Source organism: Rhizobium aouanii, assembly GCF_037002925.1.
In the GTDB taxonomy this organism is placed as follows: Bacteria; Pseudomonadota; Alphaproteobacteria; order Rhizobiales; family Rhizobiaceae; genus Rhizobium; species Rhizobium aouanii.
In genome coordinates this window covers 123,719-142,367 of record NZ_JBAMYD010000005.1, presented here as the reverse complement: position 1 = coordinate 142,367, position 18,649 = coordinate 123,719, and the positions used below count along the sequence as shown (strand labels likewise).

Below are 18,649 nucleotides of genomic sequence, written 5' to 3'. Positions count from 1 at the left end.
CAGAACAGTCTTCAGATCCGTCGTTCGCCCGAAAATTCCGGCTACATTCCCGCGCAATGCATGGGTTTCCATGAGTTGCGGTTGTGGTTCGGCGGGATTACGCTTTGTAACATGAGCTCGCCAGCCCCAAAATCGAGAACGACTGCTGCAGGAAATGCTGACGATCCCCCGGGACTCTCTGTCCGGCAGGAGCAGCTGATGCTGAGCGTCTGGTCGCACCGTCCCCAGTTCCTGCATCTGGGGCTATTCTTCCTCGCCTATGTACTCGCCTGCGGCTTCGCACAGTCGCTGGCAATCGTGCCGGGAACGGGTATTTCCATCTGGCCTCCGGGCGGGCTTTTCGTCGCTACGCTCATCCTCGCCTCCAGGCGCAGCTGGCCGTGGTGGATCCTGGCGGGCTGCCTGGCAGAGATGTTCAGCAATTTCCTGTGGTTCTACAGCCCCGTACCCGCGGCCTTCCTGATCTATGTCGGCAACGCTCTTGGAGCAATGGTCGCCGCATGGCTGGTGAACCGGACCTTGAAGCACCCTGTTCAGATGGAAACTCTGCAGGAAGTTCTCACGTTCGTCGTCTTGGCTGCCGGAATCGCACCGATCGTGAGCGCGACCGTGGGAAGTGCCACGCTTGCCTGGTTCGCGATTCAATCGCAATCCTTCGCGACGGCCTGGCCACTATGGTGGATCGGAGACGCAACCGGTGTCCTCATCGTTTCGCCGCTGGCGTTGGTCCTCTTTCACAGCTGGCGCAGCAAGACGCAGTTCTCGGCCGCGCAATGGGTGGAAGCCTTCGTCCTGGGGCTGATCTTTCTCGGTGTCGCGGCTCTATCGCTCAGCGGCTACCTTCCTTTCGCCTATATCATCATGCCGCCTCTTCTTTGGGCCGCGGTCCGCTTCGAGTTCAAGGGCGCCGCGGTATCGCTCGCTCTGCTTGCTCTGATCACGGCGGTATTCACGATAACCGGCGCCAGCCAGTTTGCCGGTGATCCAGAAACCCAGAAACACAATCAGATCATGCTGCAGCTGTTTCTGGCCATCTCGGCATTTTCGGCGCTGATTGTCGCCGCCATATCCCGGCAGCACCAGTTGGCGGTGCTGACACTGCGCCAAAATGTGGAGACGTTGCGCGACCGGGAGCGGGAACTCTCGCAGCTCGTGGACATGGTTCCGAGTCATGTCTGGCGTCTGACGCCCGACGGCGAGCCGACCTTCTTCAACAGACGGATGGTCGATTTCCTCGGTCTCGACGTGGCGGACTCGGACAGACCAGGCATGAGCCGGCTGGAGGCGGTCCTGCAGGCCATCGTTCATCCCGATGATACAGCCGGTTTCAGGGACGCCCTTCGCCATTGCCTTGCCACCGGCGAGAGTTTCGTCATGCGGTATCGGCTGCGGCGCGCCGACGGTCTCTATCGCTGGATGTCGAGCCGCGCCGAACCGATGCGAGATCACGCCGGCAACATCGTCCAGTGGTACGGCCTTTGTCACGACATCGACGATCAGGTGCATGCCGAAGAGACCGTGCGCCGGAGCGAACGGCAGCTTCAGCAGATGATCGACGCCGTGCCGGTCCGCATATGGAGCGTGGAACCGACTGGCGGATCGATCTACTTCAACAAACGCTACCAGGATCATTTCCACGCCGTCATCGCCAATTTTGACGCGCAGGCCGAACCGCGCATCGATGAGCTCCTGCAGCAGCTGGTCCATCCCGAGGATGCGTCCGAAGTGCAGCGCACGCTGCGCACCTGTTTCGAAACCGGCGGCGGCACCGCCATGCGGTTCCGCTGGCTTGAAAAGGATGGCGTCTATCGCTGGGCGGAATGCAGAGTGGAGCCTCGGCGTGACGACCACGGAGCGGTCGTGCAATGGTACGGCGTCTCCCTCGACATCGACGAGGAGGTGCGTGCGCTGGAGGCGCTGCGCGACCGCGAACGCGAGCTGTCGCAGCTCGTGGACATGGTCCCGGCCCAGATCAGGCGCCTGACGCCGGAAGGCGAACCGGTCTTCTTCAACAAGCGCCTCATCGACTTTTTCGGTCTCGACGTAGGCGATATGGACAGGCCCGGCATGAGCCGCCTCTCCTCGGTCATCCACACCCTCGTCCATCCCGATGACGCATCAAGGTTGCTCGAGACGGTTCATCATTCCCTCGCCAGCGGCGATCCCTTCTCGATAAAATATCGCATGCGCCGTTTCGACGGAGCCTATCGCTGGGTCGATGGCCGAGCCGAGCCGCTACGCGATCAAAGCGGCGCGATCATGCAATGGTATGTCATATCCGTCGACATCGACGACGAGATGTGCGCGCAGGAAGCACTGCGCGACCGCGAGCGGGAGCTTTCGCAACTCGTGGACATGGTTCCGAGCCTGCTCTGGCGGCTCAATCCGGAAGGCGCTCCGACCTTCTTCAACCAACGCCTGATCGATTTTCTCGGTCTCGATATCGCCGATATGGAAAAGCCGGGCGTCAGCCGCCTGGCAGCGCTCATCGAGGCCGCAGTCCATCCCGACGATGCCGCCGGCCTGGAGCAAGCGCTCAACCATTCTCTCGCCACCGGGGAGCGCTTCTCCAGCCAATATCGCCTGCGGCGCGCCGACGGTGTCTATCGCTGGGTGAAAGGCAGCGCGGAGCCGCTGCGGGATGATAATGGACGGATCGTTCAGTGGTACGGCCTCTCGCATGACATCGACGATCAACTGCGCGTCGAGGACGCACTGCGGGAGAGAGAACGATCGCTCTGGCAGCTCGTTGAAACGCTGCCGGCAATGATCGATTGCGCAGCACCTGATGGAGAGCCGATCTATCGCAGCCAGCAACTGCGCGACTTCCTCGGTTATAATCTCGAAGAGTTGGACGGAACGGGCAAAACCCGGCTGGACGGCACACTCGATGCCGGTGTTCATCCCGACGATGTGGTAGGGGTCAAGGAAAACTATGCCCATTCATTGTCCACCGGCGAGCCCTATGCGCGCAGGCACCGTCTGCGGCGCCATGATGGTGAATATCGCTGGGTCGAGACGCGTGCGGCACCGATGCGCAATGCCGAAGGCGTCATCGTCCAGTGGAATGTCATCTGCCTTGATATCGACGGCGAGGTTCACGCGGAAGAAGATCTGCGTCGGGCGCGAGAGGGTCTTGCACGGGCGAGTCAGGTGGCGAGCCTGGCCGAACTTTCAGCCTCCATCGCGCACGAGGTGAACCAGCCGCTCGCGGCCGTCGTGGCCAACTCACACGCCTGCCAGCGCTGGCTCATGGCCGAGCCGCCGAATATGGAGCGGGCACAGAGGACGGTCGAGCGCATCATCCGGGATGCCAACTCGGCGGCGGATGTCGTCAGCCGCATTCGCGCTCTGTTCAAGCAATCCGTAGACAGGAGGACCCCATCGACGCTCTCCGGTATCGTCAACGAAGCGCGCAACCTCATGGCCGACGAGGCCTGGCGTCGTCACGTTCGGATGGAGGTGGGGGTCGACGCCACCCTTCCGCTCATCGCAATCGACCGCGTCCAGATCCAGCAGGTTCTCATCAATCTCATCCGCAACGGCATCGAGGCAATGGACGCCACGACAGGCGACAGGGTCATCGAAATCCGCGTGCGCCAGATCGGGAATATCCTCCAGACCGAGATCAGCGATCGCGGCCAGGGCATCGACTTTCCCGAAAAGATGTTCGAGCCGTTCTTCACGACGAAGGAAAACGGCATGGGCATGGGGCTGGCCATCTGCCGCTCGATCGTCGAACTGCACGGCGGACGATTGTGGGCCGAGAAGAACAATCCGTGCGGAGCGACGTTGATTTTCACGTTGCCTATTGAAACGAAGGCGGCGCAATGACGGCCGACGACCATATCGTCTTCATCGTCGACGACGATGAACGGATCCGGGAAGCGCTCGTCGAGCTGCTGGACTCGCACGGCATGCACGCCATCGCCTTCGAATCGGCCTGCGACTACGTGAGTGCGGACAAGCCGGATGTGCCTGCCTGCCTCGTGCTGGATATCGAGCTGCCTGACATCAACGGTCTCGATCTGCAGAGACAGATCGCCGACAGGGATCATCCGCCGATCGTCTTCATTACCGGACATGGCGACATTCCCTCCTCCGTGCGTGCGATCAAGCACGGCGCGGTGGACTTCCTGACCAAGCCGTTCAGCGATGCGGATCTCATGGCGGCAATCCACGCGGCGATTGCTCAGGATCGGGAAAAGAGAGCCGAACGCGCCGAGATCGACGTGATGAGACAACACTATCTCGACCTGACGCCACGCGAGCGCGAGGTGCTGCCGCTCGTCGTCAGCGGCCTTCTCAACAAGCAGGCCGCAGCCGAACTGGGGATCAGCGAAGTCACGCTGCAGATCCACAGAAGAAACGTGATGCAGAAAATGGCCGCGGCGTCGCTCGCCGATCTGGTGCGGATCGCGGAGAGATTGGAAATACCGATAACCCACTCGCGCAGAGTGGGAGGGAATTGAAGATGAACAAGACAAGACACGTCGTGGCAATTGTAGATGACGATCCAAGGTTGCTTGAATCGATGGGCGACCTTCTGGAATCGGCGGGTTATGTGGCCCGCAGCTTTTCATCGGCGGGCTCGCTGCTCGTCAACGGGCTGTCGGACCTCGACCTGCTCATCACCGATATCGGAATGCCTGGCATCGACGGCTTCGAACTTCGCGACCTCGTGCGGAAGTCGCGTCCGGAACTGCCCGTATTCATGATCACGGGCCGCCACGAGCTAGCCGATCAGGGACGCGCTCAAGGCGCAAGCGGATTTTTCCGCAAGCCCTTCGATGCCCAGGCCCTGCTGGCGGCCATTGCCAACGCTTTGCATAAATCGACAGATGGAGGGTGACATGAGAGTTGACCAGCCGTTGCTGCGGAGATCGGCGCCGTTATCATTGCAATGCAGTTATGAAGAGAACCAGCCGCTCGTCATTATCGTCGATGACGACGTCTCCGTTCGCGAGGCGCTATCGGAGCTGATCCTGTCGGCGGGTTTCCAGTCGACCAGTTTTGCTTCGACCCGAGAATTGCTTGAGGCCGATATATTGGATAGCCCCGGCTGCCTGATCCTCGACGTGCGCATGCCAGGCGCAAGCGGCCTTCACCTGCAGAGCCATCTGGCCGAAAACGGCATTTCCAAGCCGATCATCTTCCTGACCGGGCATGGCGACATCCCGATGACCGTCCAGGCGATGAAGGCCGGCGCCGTGGATTTTCTCACCAAGCCGGTGCGGGACCAGACGCTGCTCGACGCCGTGACGGCCGGCATTGCGATGGATGCCGAGCGACGGGCCGAAGCGGCGATCACCAAGCGCAATATCAAGCGCCTGGAGACGCTGACGCAGCGCGAGCGCGAGGTCCTGCATGAAGTGGCGCGCGGCCGCCTCAACAAGCAGATCGCCTTCGACCTCGGCATCAGCGAGGTGACGGTCAAGCTGCATCGCAGCAATGTCATGCACAAGATGGAGGCGGCCTCCATCGGCGAACTGATCCGGGCCTGGGAAACACTGCCCGCACAAATGCGCCAGGTCGGCCCGCGCTAGTAGACGAAGGATGCCGGGCTCGAAGACGATCTGCCGCTGTCCATTTGATGCGCGCCGTATCCGATTCGCGCCGGAAAAGACGATGCGGCGCCGATAATGGGTTTCGGCCCCGCACCCATGCGCTATCTCTAAATTAAAGCTCGGGGATATGACCAGGTACCCGGCTTTGGTTCCCCAAAGGAGATCTCGCCTTGAACAATCAATCGTCAGCCGCGCCTTCCCCTGAAACCAACGCCTTCGACAACGAAGCAAACTTCCTGTCGGCCATGGGGAATGCCAAACGGCTTCACATTCTGCATCTGTTGGCCGAAGGAGAAATGTCCGTGAGCGTCCTGGCCAACGAGGTGGGATTGAGCCAATCTTCGACTTCCCAGCATTTGGCAATTCTTCGAGAACAGGAACTCGTGCAGACCCGAAGGGACGCCCAGACGATCTACTATTCACTTCAATCCGGCGCGGCGAGAGCCGTGCTCGATACGCTCGCCGACATTTTCGGATCGTACCGTCACACTGTCGCCGAATGTGTCAGGACCGTGAGCGCCTGACAATGACAGGGCATTGATCTCGCCGCTCATCAGTGGCCCCCAATTTTGCCGAGGATGATCTTGTAGGCGATCAGGATCGGGGCGGCGACGACGAAGAGCAGGGCGATGGTGAAGAACGCGGTTTCGAACGAGATGACCGCGGCCTGATTGGAAAGCTGCCGCCCGAGCATGCTCATCGCCGCTTTCGGGATGCCCCCCGGCTCGACGCCTTTGGCCGCCAGCAGACCGTTGATCTGCGCAAGGCGACTGATCACGGCCGGGTGGCCGTTATTGAGGTTGGCGCCAAGCACCGCAAGATTCTGTGCCGTTTCACGGTCGATCAGGGTCTGCAGGCTGCCGATACCGATCTGGCCGCCCGCCAGCCGGCCGATATTGAACAGCGCCACGCCATAGACGAGAAACGCGCGCGGCAGGCCGGAAAGCGCAATCAGCGTCAGCGACAGGAACAGCATTCCGAGACCGGCGCCGCGCAGCAGGATCGCCAGGTTCATGTCGGCCGCGCCGCTTTCGGCGTTCGACTGCGAAAGCATCCACATCGCCGCCATGAAGGTCAGAATGCCGAAAGGAACCGTCGCTATCGGCGGCAAGCGTCCAACCCTGATCAGCAACGCAACCAGCAGCAATGTCGCGATGAACAGAAAGCCGCTCGGCAGCAGCAGCCATCCGGCTTCGGTCGCGGTCATGCCGAGCAGGGAAACGGCAAAAGACGGAATGACATAGGCGCTGCCGGTCAGGGCAAAACCGGCGACGAAACTGACGGCGAAAGCGAAAGCGAAATCTTGATCACGGAATACCGAGAGATCGATCAGCTTGTCCTTGTGCGTGCCGAATAGCGAGATGACGAATACCACCAGGGCGGCAGTACCGAAAGCTGCAAGCAGGATGATCCGAGTTTCGTCGAACCAGTTCCATCGGCTGCCCTGGTTCAGCACATAGGTCAGCGCTGTGACCGCGGCTGCGAGTAGGACGAGGCCAGGCCAATCGAAACCGCGGTCCGGCGCCTCCATCCTGTTAAGTTCGCCGCCTGCGACCGCCAGAGCCAATCCCACGAGACCGGATGCAAAGCCGGTCAGGAAAATCCAGTTCCACGACCAGTTGTCGACGATCCATCCCGACATCAGCGGCACGAAACAGGCAGGCGCCACGACCGCCCCGGTCGCAAACAGCGACTGGATGAGCGGCTGCCGCTGCCGATCGAACAGCTGGAACAAGGCGGTCTGGCCGCAGACGAGCAGCACGCCGCCGGCAAGACCCTGCAGAAGTCTCAACGCCGTCAGGAAGCCGGCATCCTGCGTCAGGGCGGCCAGCCCACAGCCAATGGCGAGCACGCCGGTGGCGAAACGCAGGACGACCGTGCCTGAGAGGACATTGATCAGCCAGGCGCTGATCGCAAAGCCGGTGAATTTTGCCGCCGTATAGCCGACGTCGAGCCAGAGGAATTCATCCGGCGTCGCATGTATGTCGCCGATCAGGTCTATCCGACCGGTTGAAATCGCGGTGCTCGCCACGGCTTCGGCAAGCGCTGCCATGCTGATCCCGGCAATGAGTATCCATCCGCGCAAATCGATCCCAGCATTGCTCGCGACCGGCAGCGGCGTCATCACTTGGCCTCCTCGGGAGACCCGATCCAAACGGCAACCTTGGCCGACAATCCCGGAACCAGGCGGCCCGACAGTGGATTGCCGGAGAGGCTGATCTTGACCGGCACCCGCTGCACCACGCGAACGAAGTTGCCGGTCGCATTGTCTGATGGCAACAGGCTGAAGGCGGAACCGCTGCCTGGCGCGAAACTCGTGACGACGCCTTCGATCTTGACGTCGCGGAAACCATCGACGGTTATGCGGACGTTTTGGCCGATCTTCATATGCTCGAGCTGGGTTTCCTTGAAATTGGCCACGACCCAGATATTGGCGACCGGCACGATGTCGATCAGCGCCTGGCCCGGCGTGACGTAGCGGCCAAGCCTCACCTGGCGATTACCGATTACACCGTCGATAGGCGCCCGAACCACGGTATTTTCGAGATCGATGCGCACGAGATCGCGGGCCGCCGTCGCCTGGGCGATCGATGCCTCGGCGGCCTCCCTCTGCGCGGCGATGACCGAAAGTTTGCTGCGCTGTGCGGCAAGTGCCGCTTCGGCAGCCTCGACGGTGGAATTCGCCTGGTCGCGGGCCGACTGCATCGCCTCCACCTGCGCCCGGGTTGCGACATTTGCCCGGACAAGATTAAGAGCGCGCGCGAGATTCTGCTCCGTCAGAAGCCGGGAGGCCACCGCGGCCTGGCGCTGTGCATCGACCTGGATGATCGTTGCCTGCTGGAGTTGCTGCTCGGCGCGATTGTTGGCGAGAGCCGCGCGCGCAGCGGCAAGATTGGCTTCAGTCTGGGCAAGGCGGGCGCGATAGTCCTTGTCGTCGATCGTAAAGAGAACGTCGCCGGCTTTGACCATGGCGTTGTCGTCGACATTGACCTTGGTGACGTAGCCTGCGACCCGCGGCGCGAGCGAGGTGATATCGCCGCGTATATAGGCGTTGTCGGTCGCTTCCTCGAAACGGCCGGCCTGCCAGTAGTTTACGCCCCATGTGCTGGCAAAGCCCATCAGAAGGCAGGCGATGCTGCCGAGGACGATGACTTTCAGAACCTGTCTCATAGCGCGGCCTCCATCATTTCGGCCGCGGGCAAAGCCGGATGGCGTCTTGCGCCGGAAAAGTCGCTTTGAAAGAGTGACATGGTTCGGGTCTCCTTGCGTGCCGGCGCCTGGCGGCAGATTCAGACAAGGTTAGCCAGCAGCACTTTCGCTTGGTATTGGCGGAAGGTATCGGAACGGCTAGGCTTTGGTATCGGCGCGATAGGCAGGGAGGCGACACTCGCCTGCCGATATGCCGATCCGCATCGGCCGCGTGAACGCCCTCTCCGCGCTCCTCCCGGAAAAACGATCCGAGGACATAGGCTTTGGTTTGCCGAAGCAGGCCGCGTGGCTGGATCGGCGCGGGCCGCGGATTCTGGGAAGCTCTGGGTCGAGAGCCGTGTTAACCGAACGCGACAGGGATGATGAACACAGGGGTTTTTTCGGTTTCTCCCTGTGGCCAACAAATTGGCAGGCGAGCATCCAACCTGTCCGGCTCCGCATCGCCTTCTCGCAGCAGCGAACACAACATGAGGCCGGCCGCTTCCCTTCGGCAGCGGCCGGCCTCGTTGTCAGCAGATGATGCTCTCAAGCGAAGGCGTAGGAGCCATCAGGCCGTTTCGGCACGCGCCGCTGCCAATGGATGTAACCTTCCTCTTGCATCGCCTTTTCGTCCATTTCGACGCCCCAGCCCGGCCGGCCGGGACGCAGCTCCAGATAGCCGTCCTTCGGCAGATAGGGATCGACGACATAGCGGGTTTCTCCCTGCCGCTTCTCGATATCGAGGCCGCCATAGACATAGGCCTGGCCCTTCGGCAGCCGGTATTCGAGGATGCGGAAATTCTGCGCCGCGGCCGAGAAATGAACGTTGACCGCGGTGGCAAGCGGTCCCATCGGGTTGTGCGGCGCCACGCCGACGAAGAAGGCTTCGGCGAGTGTGGCGATGCGGCGCATTTCGCTGATGCCGCCGACGACGCAGATATCCGGCTGGATGAGGTCGGCGCCCTTGACCTGCAGCAGCCGCAGGAACTCGTTTCTGTTGTAGAGCGACTCGCCGGTCGCAAGCGTGCAGTTGAGACCCTGTTTCAGGTCGCCCCAGGCCTCGATATTTTCAGGACGCAGCGGCTCCTCGAAAAACAGCGGATCATAAGGCGCCAGCGCATTGCCGAGCTGGCGAGCGGCGATCGGCTCGAAAATCTTCGCATGGGCATCGAAGGCGATTTCGTATTCGTCATTGACCGTTTCGCGAAGCGAGCGGAAATAATCCGCCGAGGCTTTGACGACATTACCCCAGCGGTTGGAGTGCATGTCGATCCGCCAGGGGCTGAGCTTGAAGGCGGTGAACCCCCATCCCTCCTTCAGACGATCGAACTCGTCGCGGGCCGCCGGCGCATCCGGTGCGGTATAGACCCCGGCATAGACCTTGATGCGGTCGCGCACCTCGCCGCCGAGCAGCTTGTAGACCGGGACATTCGCCGCCTTGGCGGCAAGGTCCCACAGGCAGTGATCGAGCGCCGAGATCGCGGCAAGGCCGAGCGCGCCCGGCGGGAACCGGCTTTGCTGGATCAACAGATTGACGAGATAGTCGACGCGTGTCGGATCCTGGCCGGACAGAAATTCGTAGAGATAATCCAGGAGCGGCGGCAGCGCCTTGTCGGGGCCGTGATTGTAGCATTCGCCCCAACCCGTCAGCCCGTCATCGGTGTCGAGCGCGACGATCACGCGGGGACGGTCCTTGTCGCGGGTCATGAAAACCCGCATGCGGTCGATCTTCATCTTTCTGTCCTTCTAGCGATTGAAATAGGTGCGGCGCGACTGGCGCGTTTGCACGTAGAGGTGCTCATTGTCGGTTCCGGGATTGTAGGCGCCGGCACTTTGCGGGACCGAGACATTGCCGTTGCTGGGGAAGCGCGCCACGAAGGCCTCGTCGATATCGCAACCAAGTCCCGGGCCATCAGGAACGGCGATCAAACCGTCGACCTGTTGCGGATGCGGCACGATCGTCTGGCGGCGGCCGTCCCAGTCGTCGTCGAGGCGCTCGAGGATGAGCGCGTTGGGGATCGCGGCAAGCAGATGCAAAGCCGCATATTCCGCCACCGGCCCGAGCGAGCCCGAATGCGGCGCCATCTGGATATGATGGGCTTCGGCCATGGCCGCGATCTTCTTCATCTGGGTGATGCCGCCGGCCCGCCCGGTATCCGGCTGGATCACGTCGACCAGTTCCTTCTCGATGAGCTCACGCTCGCCGAAGATGGTCGCCGAGCGTTCGCCGGCGGCAAGTGGCACATGCGCTGCGTCGCGGATACGCCGGTAGCCGTCGATATTCTCCGGCGCGATCGGATCTTCCACCCACATCAATTCATAGGGTTCGAGCGCCCGCACCAGCCGGCAGGCATCCGCAGGCGTCAGCCACGGCGGCCCATGCAGATCGATGGCGATGTCCATGTCGTCGCCGACGGCGTCACGCAGCGCAGCAACCTTGCGGACCGGATCAGCGACGCCGCCGCACTTGATCGCCTTTATTCCGCGCGCTTTGATGGCAAGCGCGCGCTCGGGCGTATTCGCATGCGAATAGATCGGGATCCGGTCGCGCACCTTGCCGCCGAGCAGCATCCAGACAGGCACGCCGAGCGCCTTGCCCTTGATGTCCCATAGCGCCATGTCGATGCCGGTCATCGCACCGCCTCCGACCGTCCCAAGCATGCCATGGCCCATCATCGCGATATGCATCTTCTGCCATAGCCGTTCGGTATGGGCCGGATCTTCGCCGATGAGGAGTGGGGCGAGATCATGGATCGCCGTCTCGACGACGCGCGGCCAGCCTGAACATTCACCGATGCCGGTGATGCCCTCGTCGGTATCGATCTTCAGAAAGAGCCAGTTTCTGGTGCCGCCGAACTGTTTCGAGGCGCCACTGCTGGACCGTTGGTCAGAAGCCCAGTTCGCGGGATCGGGCTGACCGACATGCATGAGAAAGGTGCGGATTCCGGTAATTTTCATCGTTGAAAACTCCCATTCTTCAAAATGTCCGGCGCGACATAGCGGAAGCGCCGCGAATGGTCGCGATCACGCGGATCGGGGCGCGGGATCGCTGATATGAGCGCCTGCGTATAGGCATGCTCGGGCGTGCGGCAGACCTTCTCCGCGTCGCCGATTTCGACGAGTTGGCCTTTGTACATGACGCCCACACGGTCGCACATGTAGCGGATAACGCCGATATCATGACTGATGAAGATATAGGCGAGCCCGAGTTCGTCCTGCAGACGCATCAACAGGTCGAGCACCTGCGAGCGCACGGATACGTCGAGCGCCGAGGTCGCCTCATCGGCAACAATGACGCGCGGATTAAGCGTGATGGCGCGGGCAATGCCGATGCGCTGGCGCTGGCCGCCGGAGAAGGCGTGCGGGTAGCGTTCGCGTGCCCTCGGGTCGAGACCAACCTGCTCCATCAGGTGACAAACCCGCTCTTCCAGCGCCCGCCCCTTTGCAACGCCATTGACGAGCAGCGGCTCGCCGATGATCTGGGAGACGGTCATGCGCGGGTTGAGGGAGCCGAAAGGATCCTGAAACACCATCCGCAATTCCCGCCGTGCGGCGGCAAGCGTCTGACCTTTTGCCGTTGCCAGATCGATGATGTCGCCGTCGGCACGGCGATAGAGAATTTCGCCTGCAGTCGGATCGATCAGCCGCATGATCGAGCGACCCATCGTCGTCTTGCCGGAACCGCTCTCGCCGACGATGCCGAGCGTTTCGCCCGGCAGAAGCGAAATGGAAACATCGTCCAGCGCTTTCACCTCGCCGAAATCCATCGATACATTGCGGAGTTCGAGGATCGGTGGCGCCGTCGTGTCGAGCGGGGCGCGCGCCAGCCGGATTTCGGCTTTCGCTTCCAGCTTCAGCACCGAGCCGATCAGCATGCGGGTATAGTCGTCTTTCGGCGCATGAAAGATCTGCTCGACCGGCGCATATTCCTTGGCGACGCCGTTGTGCATGACCAGCACATCGTCGGCGATCTGCGCCACGACACCCATGTCATGCGTGATGAAGAGAACCGCCATGCCCTTCGCCTTCTGCAGCCGGGCAATCAGGTCGAGAATTTCGGCCTGGGTCGTCACGTCGAGGGCCGTGGTCGGCTCGTCGGCGATCAGCAGTTGCGGTTTGCAGGCGAGCGCCATGGCAATCATGGCGCGCTGGCGCATCCCGCCGGAATATTGAAAGGCATATCGGTCCAGCGCTTTTTCCGGCGAGGGAATCTCGACCTGGCTGAGCAGCGATATGGCTTCAGCGCGCGCCTCTGCCTTGCTCATCCTGGTGTGAAGGCGAAGCGCCTCGACGATCTGGTTGCCGACCGTGTGGATCGGCGACAGCGACGACATCGGCTCCTGGAAGATCATGGCGATGTCGCGGCCGCGGATCGCTCGGATCTGACGCCCGCGCGGGTTGAGGCTGGTCAGATCGATCGAGCCGCCGTTCTGATCGTTCAATATGATCGATCCGCCGGATATGCGGCCGGGCGCATCGACGATCTGCAGAATCGATCGCGCCGTCACCGATTTGCCGGATCCGCTTTCGCCGACGACACAGAGCGTCTTGCCCGGCTCGATCGAGAAAGACAGATCGCTGACGGCGCGAAAGACGCCGGTGCGCAGAGGGAACTCGACCGTCAGATTTTTCACCTGCAACAGCGGCCTGCCGGCAATAGGAAGGATATCGGTCATGCCGGCCTCATTTGTTGTAGGGGTCGGCGGCATCGCGCAGGCCGTCGCCGAGAAGGTTGAGCGCCATCACGGCGACCACGACGGCACAGCCCGGCATGAAGAGCCATGGCGCGGTGGCGATCGAGCGAATGTTCTGGGCCTCGCGCAGAAGCACGCCCCAGGAGATGGTCGGCGGCTGCAGACCGAGCCCCAGGAAAGACAGAGAGGTTTCGGCAAGGATCATCGCCGGCACCGCCAGTGTGATCGACGCGATGATATGGCTGGCAAAACTCGGCAGCATGTGGCGAAAGATGATGCGCCTTTCGCGAACGCCGTCGAGCCTGGCGGCAGCGACGAACTCCTCGGTGCGCAAGGACAGGAAGCGGCCGCGAACGACGCGGGCGAGCTGCGCCCAGCCGGTCAGCGACAGGATGATCGTGATCATCATGTATTGCAGCGTCGCAGGCCAGTCTTGCGGCAGCGCCGCGGCCATCGCCAGCCAGATCGGGATCGTCGGCAGCGACAGCACGAAATCGATCACCCGCTGCAGGAAGAAATCCATGCGGCCGCCGTAATATCCCGAGATACCGCCGAGCACGATGCCGAGCATCAGCGAGAAGAAGACGCCGACGAGGCCGATCGACAACGAGATCTGCGAGCCCTGCACCGTTCGGCTGAAGACGTCGCGCCCAAGCCTGTCGGCGCCGAAGAGAAGCAGCGGCGTCGTCTTGTCGGGCGAGGCGATCAGATGGATGTTGGTCCTGAACAGGCCGAACACGGAATATTCATAACCGCGCCCGAAGAACTGGACATCGACACGCTTCGTCGTGTCTTCCTTGTAGATGGCGGCCAGCGTTTCCGGATCGCGGGTCAGCTTCATCGGATAATAATGCGGGCCGAAGGAGAACCCGTTCTCAGTATCGATCAGATGCAATTTCTGCGGCGGGTGAAAGGTCGCCCGCGCATTTTGCAGGTACGGATCGTTGATGGCGAAGAAGCCGGGAATGAGGGCGACGATATACATCAGCACGGTGACGACCAGCGCCACCATGGCCAGCCGGTGCCGGCGGAAAGCCCACCAGATGAGCTGCCACTGCGATGCGACGGCGGCGCGATCCGGCTGAATATTTGTAATGGGGATGTCGACCACGTGAGGCTCCTATTCCAACCGGATGCGGGGATCGACCAGCGCAAGCAGGATGTCGCTGATCAAAGAGCCTATCAGCGTCAGCGCGCAGATCAGCAGAACGAAGGCGCCGGCGAGATACATGTCCTGGGCCATCAGCGCCTGCAGCAGCAAAGGTGCTGCTGTCGGCAGATTGAGGACGATGGCGACGACGACCGAGCCGGAAATGAGGTTGGGCAGCAGCCAGGCAATCGTCGAGATGAACGGATTGAGCGCGATCATCAGAGGATATTTCATCAGCAGCCGGAACTCAGAGAGACCCTTTGCCCGGGCCGTTGTGACGTAAGGCTTCGGCAATTCATCGAGCATGTTGGCGCGCATGACGCGGATGAGGCTCGCCGTCGAGGAGACGGCAAGGATGATGACGGGAAGCCAGAGATGCGAGAAGAGGTCGACCATCTTGGCGAAGCTCCAGGACGCGTTCTCGTATTCCGGCGAAAAGAGCCCGCCGACATCCTGTCCGAATTCGACCGCCGCGACATACATCAGCACCAGCGCCAGCAGGAAGGACGGAACGGCCAGGCCGAAAAAGGTGAACGCGGTGAAGAAATAGTCGCCGATCGAATATTTGCGCACGGCGGAATAGACGCCGATCGGCAGCGCGATTGCCCAGGTGGCGATCAATGTCGACAGGGCCAGAACCAGCGTCAGCGCCATGCGCTCCCAGATCAGGTCAGAGACCGGCTGCTGCCATTCGAAGGAGATGCCGAAATCGCCGCGCGTGAGAATGCCCCACATCCATTTGAAATATTGGACGAGCATCGGGTCGCCGAGGCCGAAGCGCTCGCGCAATTGCGCCGCCGTGTTCTGATCGACGATTTCGTTGGAGGCTGCCAGCGTCGCAATATAGGTCGTGACATAATCGCCCGGCGGCAGCTGGATCAGCACGAAAGCCAGGAAGCTGACGGCAAACAGCGATGGAATCATCCATAGGAAGCGTTTGGCGATAAAGACCAGCATGAGGCGCCTCTTGCATTGAACGCCGCCTCCCGGGCCTGGTCGACCGTCAGGACCGGCAAGGCATCGCGGAGGGCGAACTGAAAGAAAGCGCCGTACCTGATGGCACGGCGCTCAAGACGAAAATCAGCTCGTAAAGGTGAATTGCTGCGGCATTGCAGGGCCGGGATTGGGCCAAGACCAGCTATCCGGCTCCTTCTCGGGAACATTGCGCAGATTGTTGCGGATGATGCCGAAGCCGCCGACGGCAAGGCAAAGGCCGACGGTCTCGAACTCCTCGGCCGCGATGTCGAAGATCTGCTTCATGATCGCACCGCGCTTGTCGAGATCGGCCGTCGAACGCGCTTCGTCGAAAAGCTTCATGCGTTTCTTCTGGCTTTCCGGCGGTTCTTCGCCGCGGGCACCGTTGGAGGTGTACCAAAGCGTCCACGGAATGGCGTAACGCGAACCCTGCGGATGGAAGGCGAAGAAATCGCGCGGATCGAGCATCGGATCGAGACCGCCAGGACCTGGCCACACCGCCGCATCATGGGCGTTGTCGTCGCCGCGGGTGTAATAGAGCGCCCGCTCGATCGTGTTGACCTTCATGTCGATACCTATCTGAGCCCAATGCGCCTTGACCAGTTCCAGGGCATCGACGAGGTCGGGATAGAGGGTCGGAATGACGTCGATCGAGAAGAACACCTTCTGGCCGTCAGGCCGGAGGCGGAAACCGTCGCCGCCTTTCTTATAGCCGGCTTCATCGAGCATCGCGCCTGCCTTGTCGGCATCATATTCGGTGAACTGGCGTGCGTATGTCTCGTTATACCAGGGGTGGGTCGGACGCGGCCCGGCCTGGTAGGGCTCGCTCTGGCCGAAATAGACGATGTCGATCAGTTCCGGGCGATTGATGCCGATCGAGAGCGCTTGCCGGAACGACTTGTCCGCAAACATCTTGCGCATGGCAGGATCTTTGTGGGTGATGTTGAAATAGATCTGGCACTGTTGCGAGGCCGAAGGCACGAGCGTCAGCAGCCGATAATCGCCCTTTGCCATGTTCTTGGACAGCGTCGGCTTGTTGGCGAGAACGCTGATGTGACGTTCCTGGATGTCGATCTTTCCGGAGATGACGTTCAGCATCAGCGATTCGACGTCCTGCGAGATGCCGAAGTTGATTTCATCGATGTAGGGAAGCTGGTTGCCCTCGGTATCGACCTGCCAGAAATAAGGGTTGCGGGTCATGACGACGCGCGTCGCACCGCCGGCATAGGGTTCCTTGACCACCCACGGATCGAGCGTCGGCTTGTCGACATTGCCCCATCGCGACGGAATCTCGATGTCGCCGCAACGGCTGCGGAACAGCTCCGTCCAGCTGGTGACGCCGGCCTTCTTCGCATCGGCCTCGATATTGGGATTATATTTCGGCAGGAACTGGCTGCAGTAATGCTTCGGGAACAGCGTCGGATGCTGGCCAAGCGGTGTGGCGAGGTTTTCCAGGTAAAGCGCGTTGGCCGCAGCAAAGGTGAATTTCACCGTATAATCGTCGATCTTCTCGACCGTGACCGGCTTGCCGGCGACAGCAAGCTGCGCCGGTGTCGAGCTGTAGAGCTCGGTGTTCTTGACGCAGTCTTCGATCGCGAAAACGACGTCATCGGCAGTGAAGGGATGGCCGTCGGACCAGCGCACGCCTTCGATCAGATGGAAGGTGAATTGTGTTGCGTCGTCGCTAACTTCCCAGCGCTCGGCAAGGTTCGGCTGCACGGCGGTAAAATCGAGGTTCCAGCGCACAAGGCTCTGGTTGCCGACCATGCGCAGGATGCCGTTATGGTCGGATGAACCGCGAAGGCCGCGGCGCAGCGAGCCGCCATAGGTCCCGACCTTCTCGAACGGCGTCACGACCATCGGCTTTTTCGGCAGGCGCTCGGCCAGCGGCGGCAGCTTTCCATCCTTGGCGAGCTGCGCAAGGGCCGGCGCTTCACCGCCTGCGGCAGACACGCGACCGGCGATAGACAACGCCGCGACACCAGCCATGCCGCCAAGCACGGCGCGGCGGGTGACGCCACGCGACAGTATTTCTTTGGCCATCGAATTCCTCCCTTTTGTGCCGGCGCAGCCTTGCACCGGCTGATGCGCCGGGCTCCCGACCCGACGCTGGCGCCCTCCTCGGCGCTACGACCGAAACCATAAACACGTTCTCAAATGATTACAAGAGTTGACAGATAATTACAAATTTTGTAGCCATTGCTGCATTGAAATGCGATATGCGCCGCTGAAAACACGGCCGACCGGACGATAGACGGCATATTTGTCAAATGCTGTACGCCGCCCTAAACATATGGTCGGCGACAGCAAGGGTGCGGCCGCTGACCCGGCGCACGTGGCGTTGAGAGAAAAGGATCATAATGACATTCGCGGTCGATGCCGTTTCGAACAGGGGCGCAACGCGCTTCAGCGACATCATCTACGAGAAGATCGTAGGGATGATCGCCGACGGCAACTTTCCGGTGAACGAACGACTGCCGCCGGAGACGAAGCTCGCCGCTGATTTCGGCGCATCGAGACCCGTCGTGCGCGAAGCGCTCGAACGCTTGAGAGCTGATGGCCTGGTCGTTTCGCGCAAGGGTTCCGGTTCCTATGTCAGGCAAAGGCCGGATTCGTCGATGTTGAAAATGGTACCGGTCGGCTCCTTGGCCGATGTCCAGCGGTTCTTCGAATTCCGCGCCGGTCTCGAAGCCGAGGCGGCGGAGCTTGCCGCGCGAAACTGGCAGCCGGTCGACAAGGAGCGGATAACGGCAGCGCTTCTTTCGATCGAGCAATGTTTGCGCAACGGGGAGCTTGGCGCCGAGGAGGACCAGGCTCTGCACGATGCAATTGCCATGGCGACCGGTAACCAGTTCCACATCACCCTGCGCGAGTGGTTCAAGCCGCATTTCGCCATCGGGCATTCCGTTACGCGAAGCTTGAGCTTGAAGCGGACGCCGGAACAGATCCGCAGCGTCCAGGATGAGCATGCGGTGATCGTCGAAGCGATCTTCGCGCACCGGGAAACCGAAGCGCATGATGCGATGAAGAGACACATATTGAATGCTCGCGCCCGCATGTTCCAGGGCGTTTGA

14 protein-coding genes are annotated in these 18,649 nt (G+C 61.4%); 6 read left to right on the top strand and 8 right to left on the bottom strand.

What is annotated here, in order from left to right:
• The first annotated feature begins 198 nt into the window (after positions 1–198).
• The 5 genes from V8P77_RS10705 to V8P77_RS10685 all read left to right on the top strand — a co-directional run bounded on the left by V8P77_RS10705 (position 199) and on the right by V8P77_RS10685 (position 6,091).
• Entirely contained in the window at positions 199–3,834 is a 3,636-nt protein-coding gene (locus V8P77_RS10705; protein WP_335912472.1) for a PAS domain-containing protein, read from the top strand.
• Entirely contained in the window at positions 3,831–4,472 is a 642-nt protein-coding gene (locus V8P77_RS10700) for a response regulator transcription factor (protein WP_335912470.1), read from the top strand. Before V8P77_RS10705 ends, V8P77_RS10700 begins: the two co-directional genes overlap by 4 nt.
• Before the next feature lie 2 nt (positions 4,473–4,474).
• Positions 4,475–4,852, top strand: a complete 378-nt coding sequence (locus tag V8P77_RS10695) for a response regulator (protein ID WP_335912894.1) — start codon at positions 4,475–4,477, stop codon at positions 4,850–4,852.
• A 1-nt stretch (position 4,853) separates the two neighbouring features.
• Entirely contained in the window at positions 4,854–5,546 is a 693-nt protein-coding gene (locus V8P77_RS10690; RefSeq protein ID WP_335912469.1) for a response regulator transcription factor, read from the top strand.
• A gap of 191 nt (positions 5,547–5,737) precedes the next feature.
• Positions 5,738–6,091 (top strand): ArsR/SmtB family transcription factor, encoded by a 354-nt coding sequence (locus V8P77_RS10685; RefSeq protein WP_335912467.1) that lies wholly within the window; start codon positions 5,738–5,740, stop codon positions 6,089–6,091.
• Positions 6,092–6,120: 29 nt separating this feature from the next.
• Here V8P77_RS10685 and V8P77_RS10680 read toward each other — a convergent pair whose 3' ends face one another.
• The 8 genes from V8P77_RS10680 to V8P77_RS10645 form a co-directional block, all read right to left on the bottom strand.
• Positions 6,121–7,692, bottom strand: coding sequence for an MFS transporter (locus V8P77_RS10680; protein ID WP_335912465.1), 1,572 nt, complete (start codon positions 7,690–7,692; stop codon positions 6,121–6,123).
• Positions 7,692–8,738 (bottom strand): HlyD family secretion protein, encoded by a 1,047-nt coding sequence (locus V8P77_RS10675; RefSeq protein WP_335912463.1) that lies wholly within the window; start codon positions 8,736–8,738, stop codon positions 7,692–7,694. The genes V8P77_RS10680 and V8P77_RS10675 overlap by 1 nt, the downstream gene beginning before the upstream one ends.
• 564 nt (positions 8,739–9,302) lie before the next feature.
• Positions 9,303–10,490: a galactarate dehydratase gene (locus tag V8P77_RS10670; protein ID WP_335912461.1), complete on the bottom strand. Its 1,188-nt coding sequence runs from the start codon at positions 10,488–10,490 to the stop codon at positions 9,303–9,305.
• Between the two features lie 12 nt (positions 10,491–10,502).
• Positions 10,503–11,714 carry a mandelate racemase/muconate lactonizing enzyme family protein gene (locus V8P77_RS10665; RefSeq protein ID WP_335912459.1) on the bottom strand — a complete coding sequence of 404 codons (1,212 nt, stop codon included), beginning with the start codon at positions 11,712–11,714 and terminating at the stop codon, positions 10,503–10,505.
• Positions 11,711–13,432: an ABC transporter ATP-binding protein gene (locus tag V8P77_RS10660; RefSeq protein WP_335912457.1), complete on the bottom strand. Its 1,722-nt coding sequence runs from the start codon at positions 13,430–13,432 to the stop codon at positions 11,711–11,713. Before V8P77_RS10660 ends, V8P77_RS10665 begins: the two co-directional genes overlap by 4 nt.
• Before the next feature lie 7 nt (positions 13,433–13,439).
• On the bottom strand, positions 13,440–14,561 hold the full coding sequence (locus V8P77_RS10655; RefSeq protein ID WP_335912456.1) for an ABC transporter permease: 1,122 nt from the start codon (positions 14,559–14,561) through the stop codon (positions 13,440–13,442).
• Between the two features lie 9 nt (positions 14,562–14,570).
• Entirely contained in the window at positions 14,571–15,557 is a 987-nt protein-coding gene (locus tag V8P77_RS10650; protein ID WP_027664799.1) for an ABC transporter permease, read from the bottom strand.
• A 123-nt stretch (positions 15,558–15,680) separates the two neighbouring features.
• Positions 15,681–17,618 (bottom strand): ABC transporter substrate-binding protein, encoded by a 1,938-nt coding sequence (locus V8P77_RS10645; RefSeq protein WP_335912453.1) that lies wholly within the window; start codon positions 17,616–17,618, stop codon positions 15,681–15,683.
• 317 nt (positions 17,619–17,935) lie between these two features.
• Between V8P77_RS10645 and V8P77_RS10640 the strand changes: the two genes are divergently transcribed.
• The gene (locus V8P77_RS10640; protein ID WP_026160238.1) at positions 17,936–18,649 is read left to right on the top strand and encodes a FadR/GntR family transcriptional regulator; all 714 of its coding nucleotides are present in this window, start codon (positions 17,936–17,938) and stop codon (positions 18,647–18,649) included.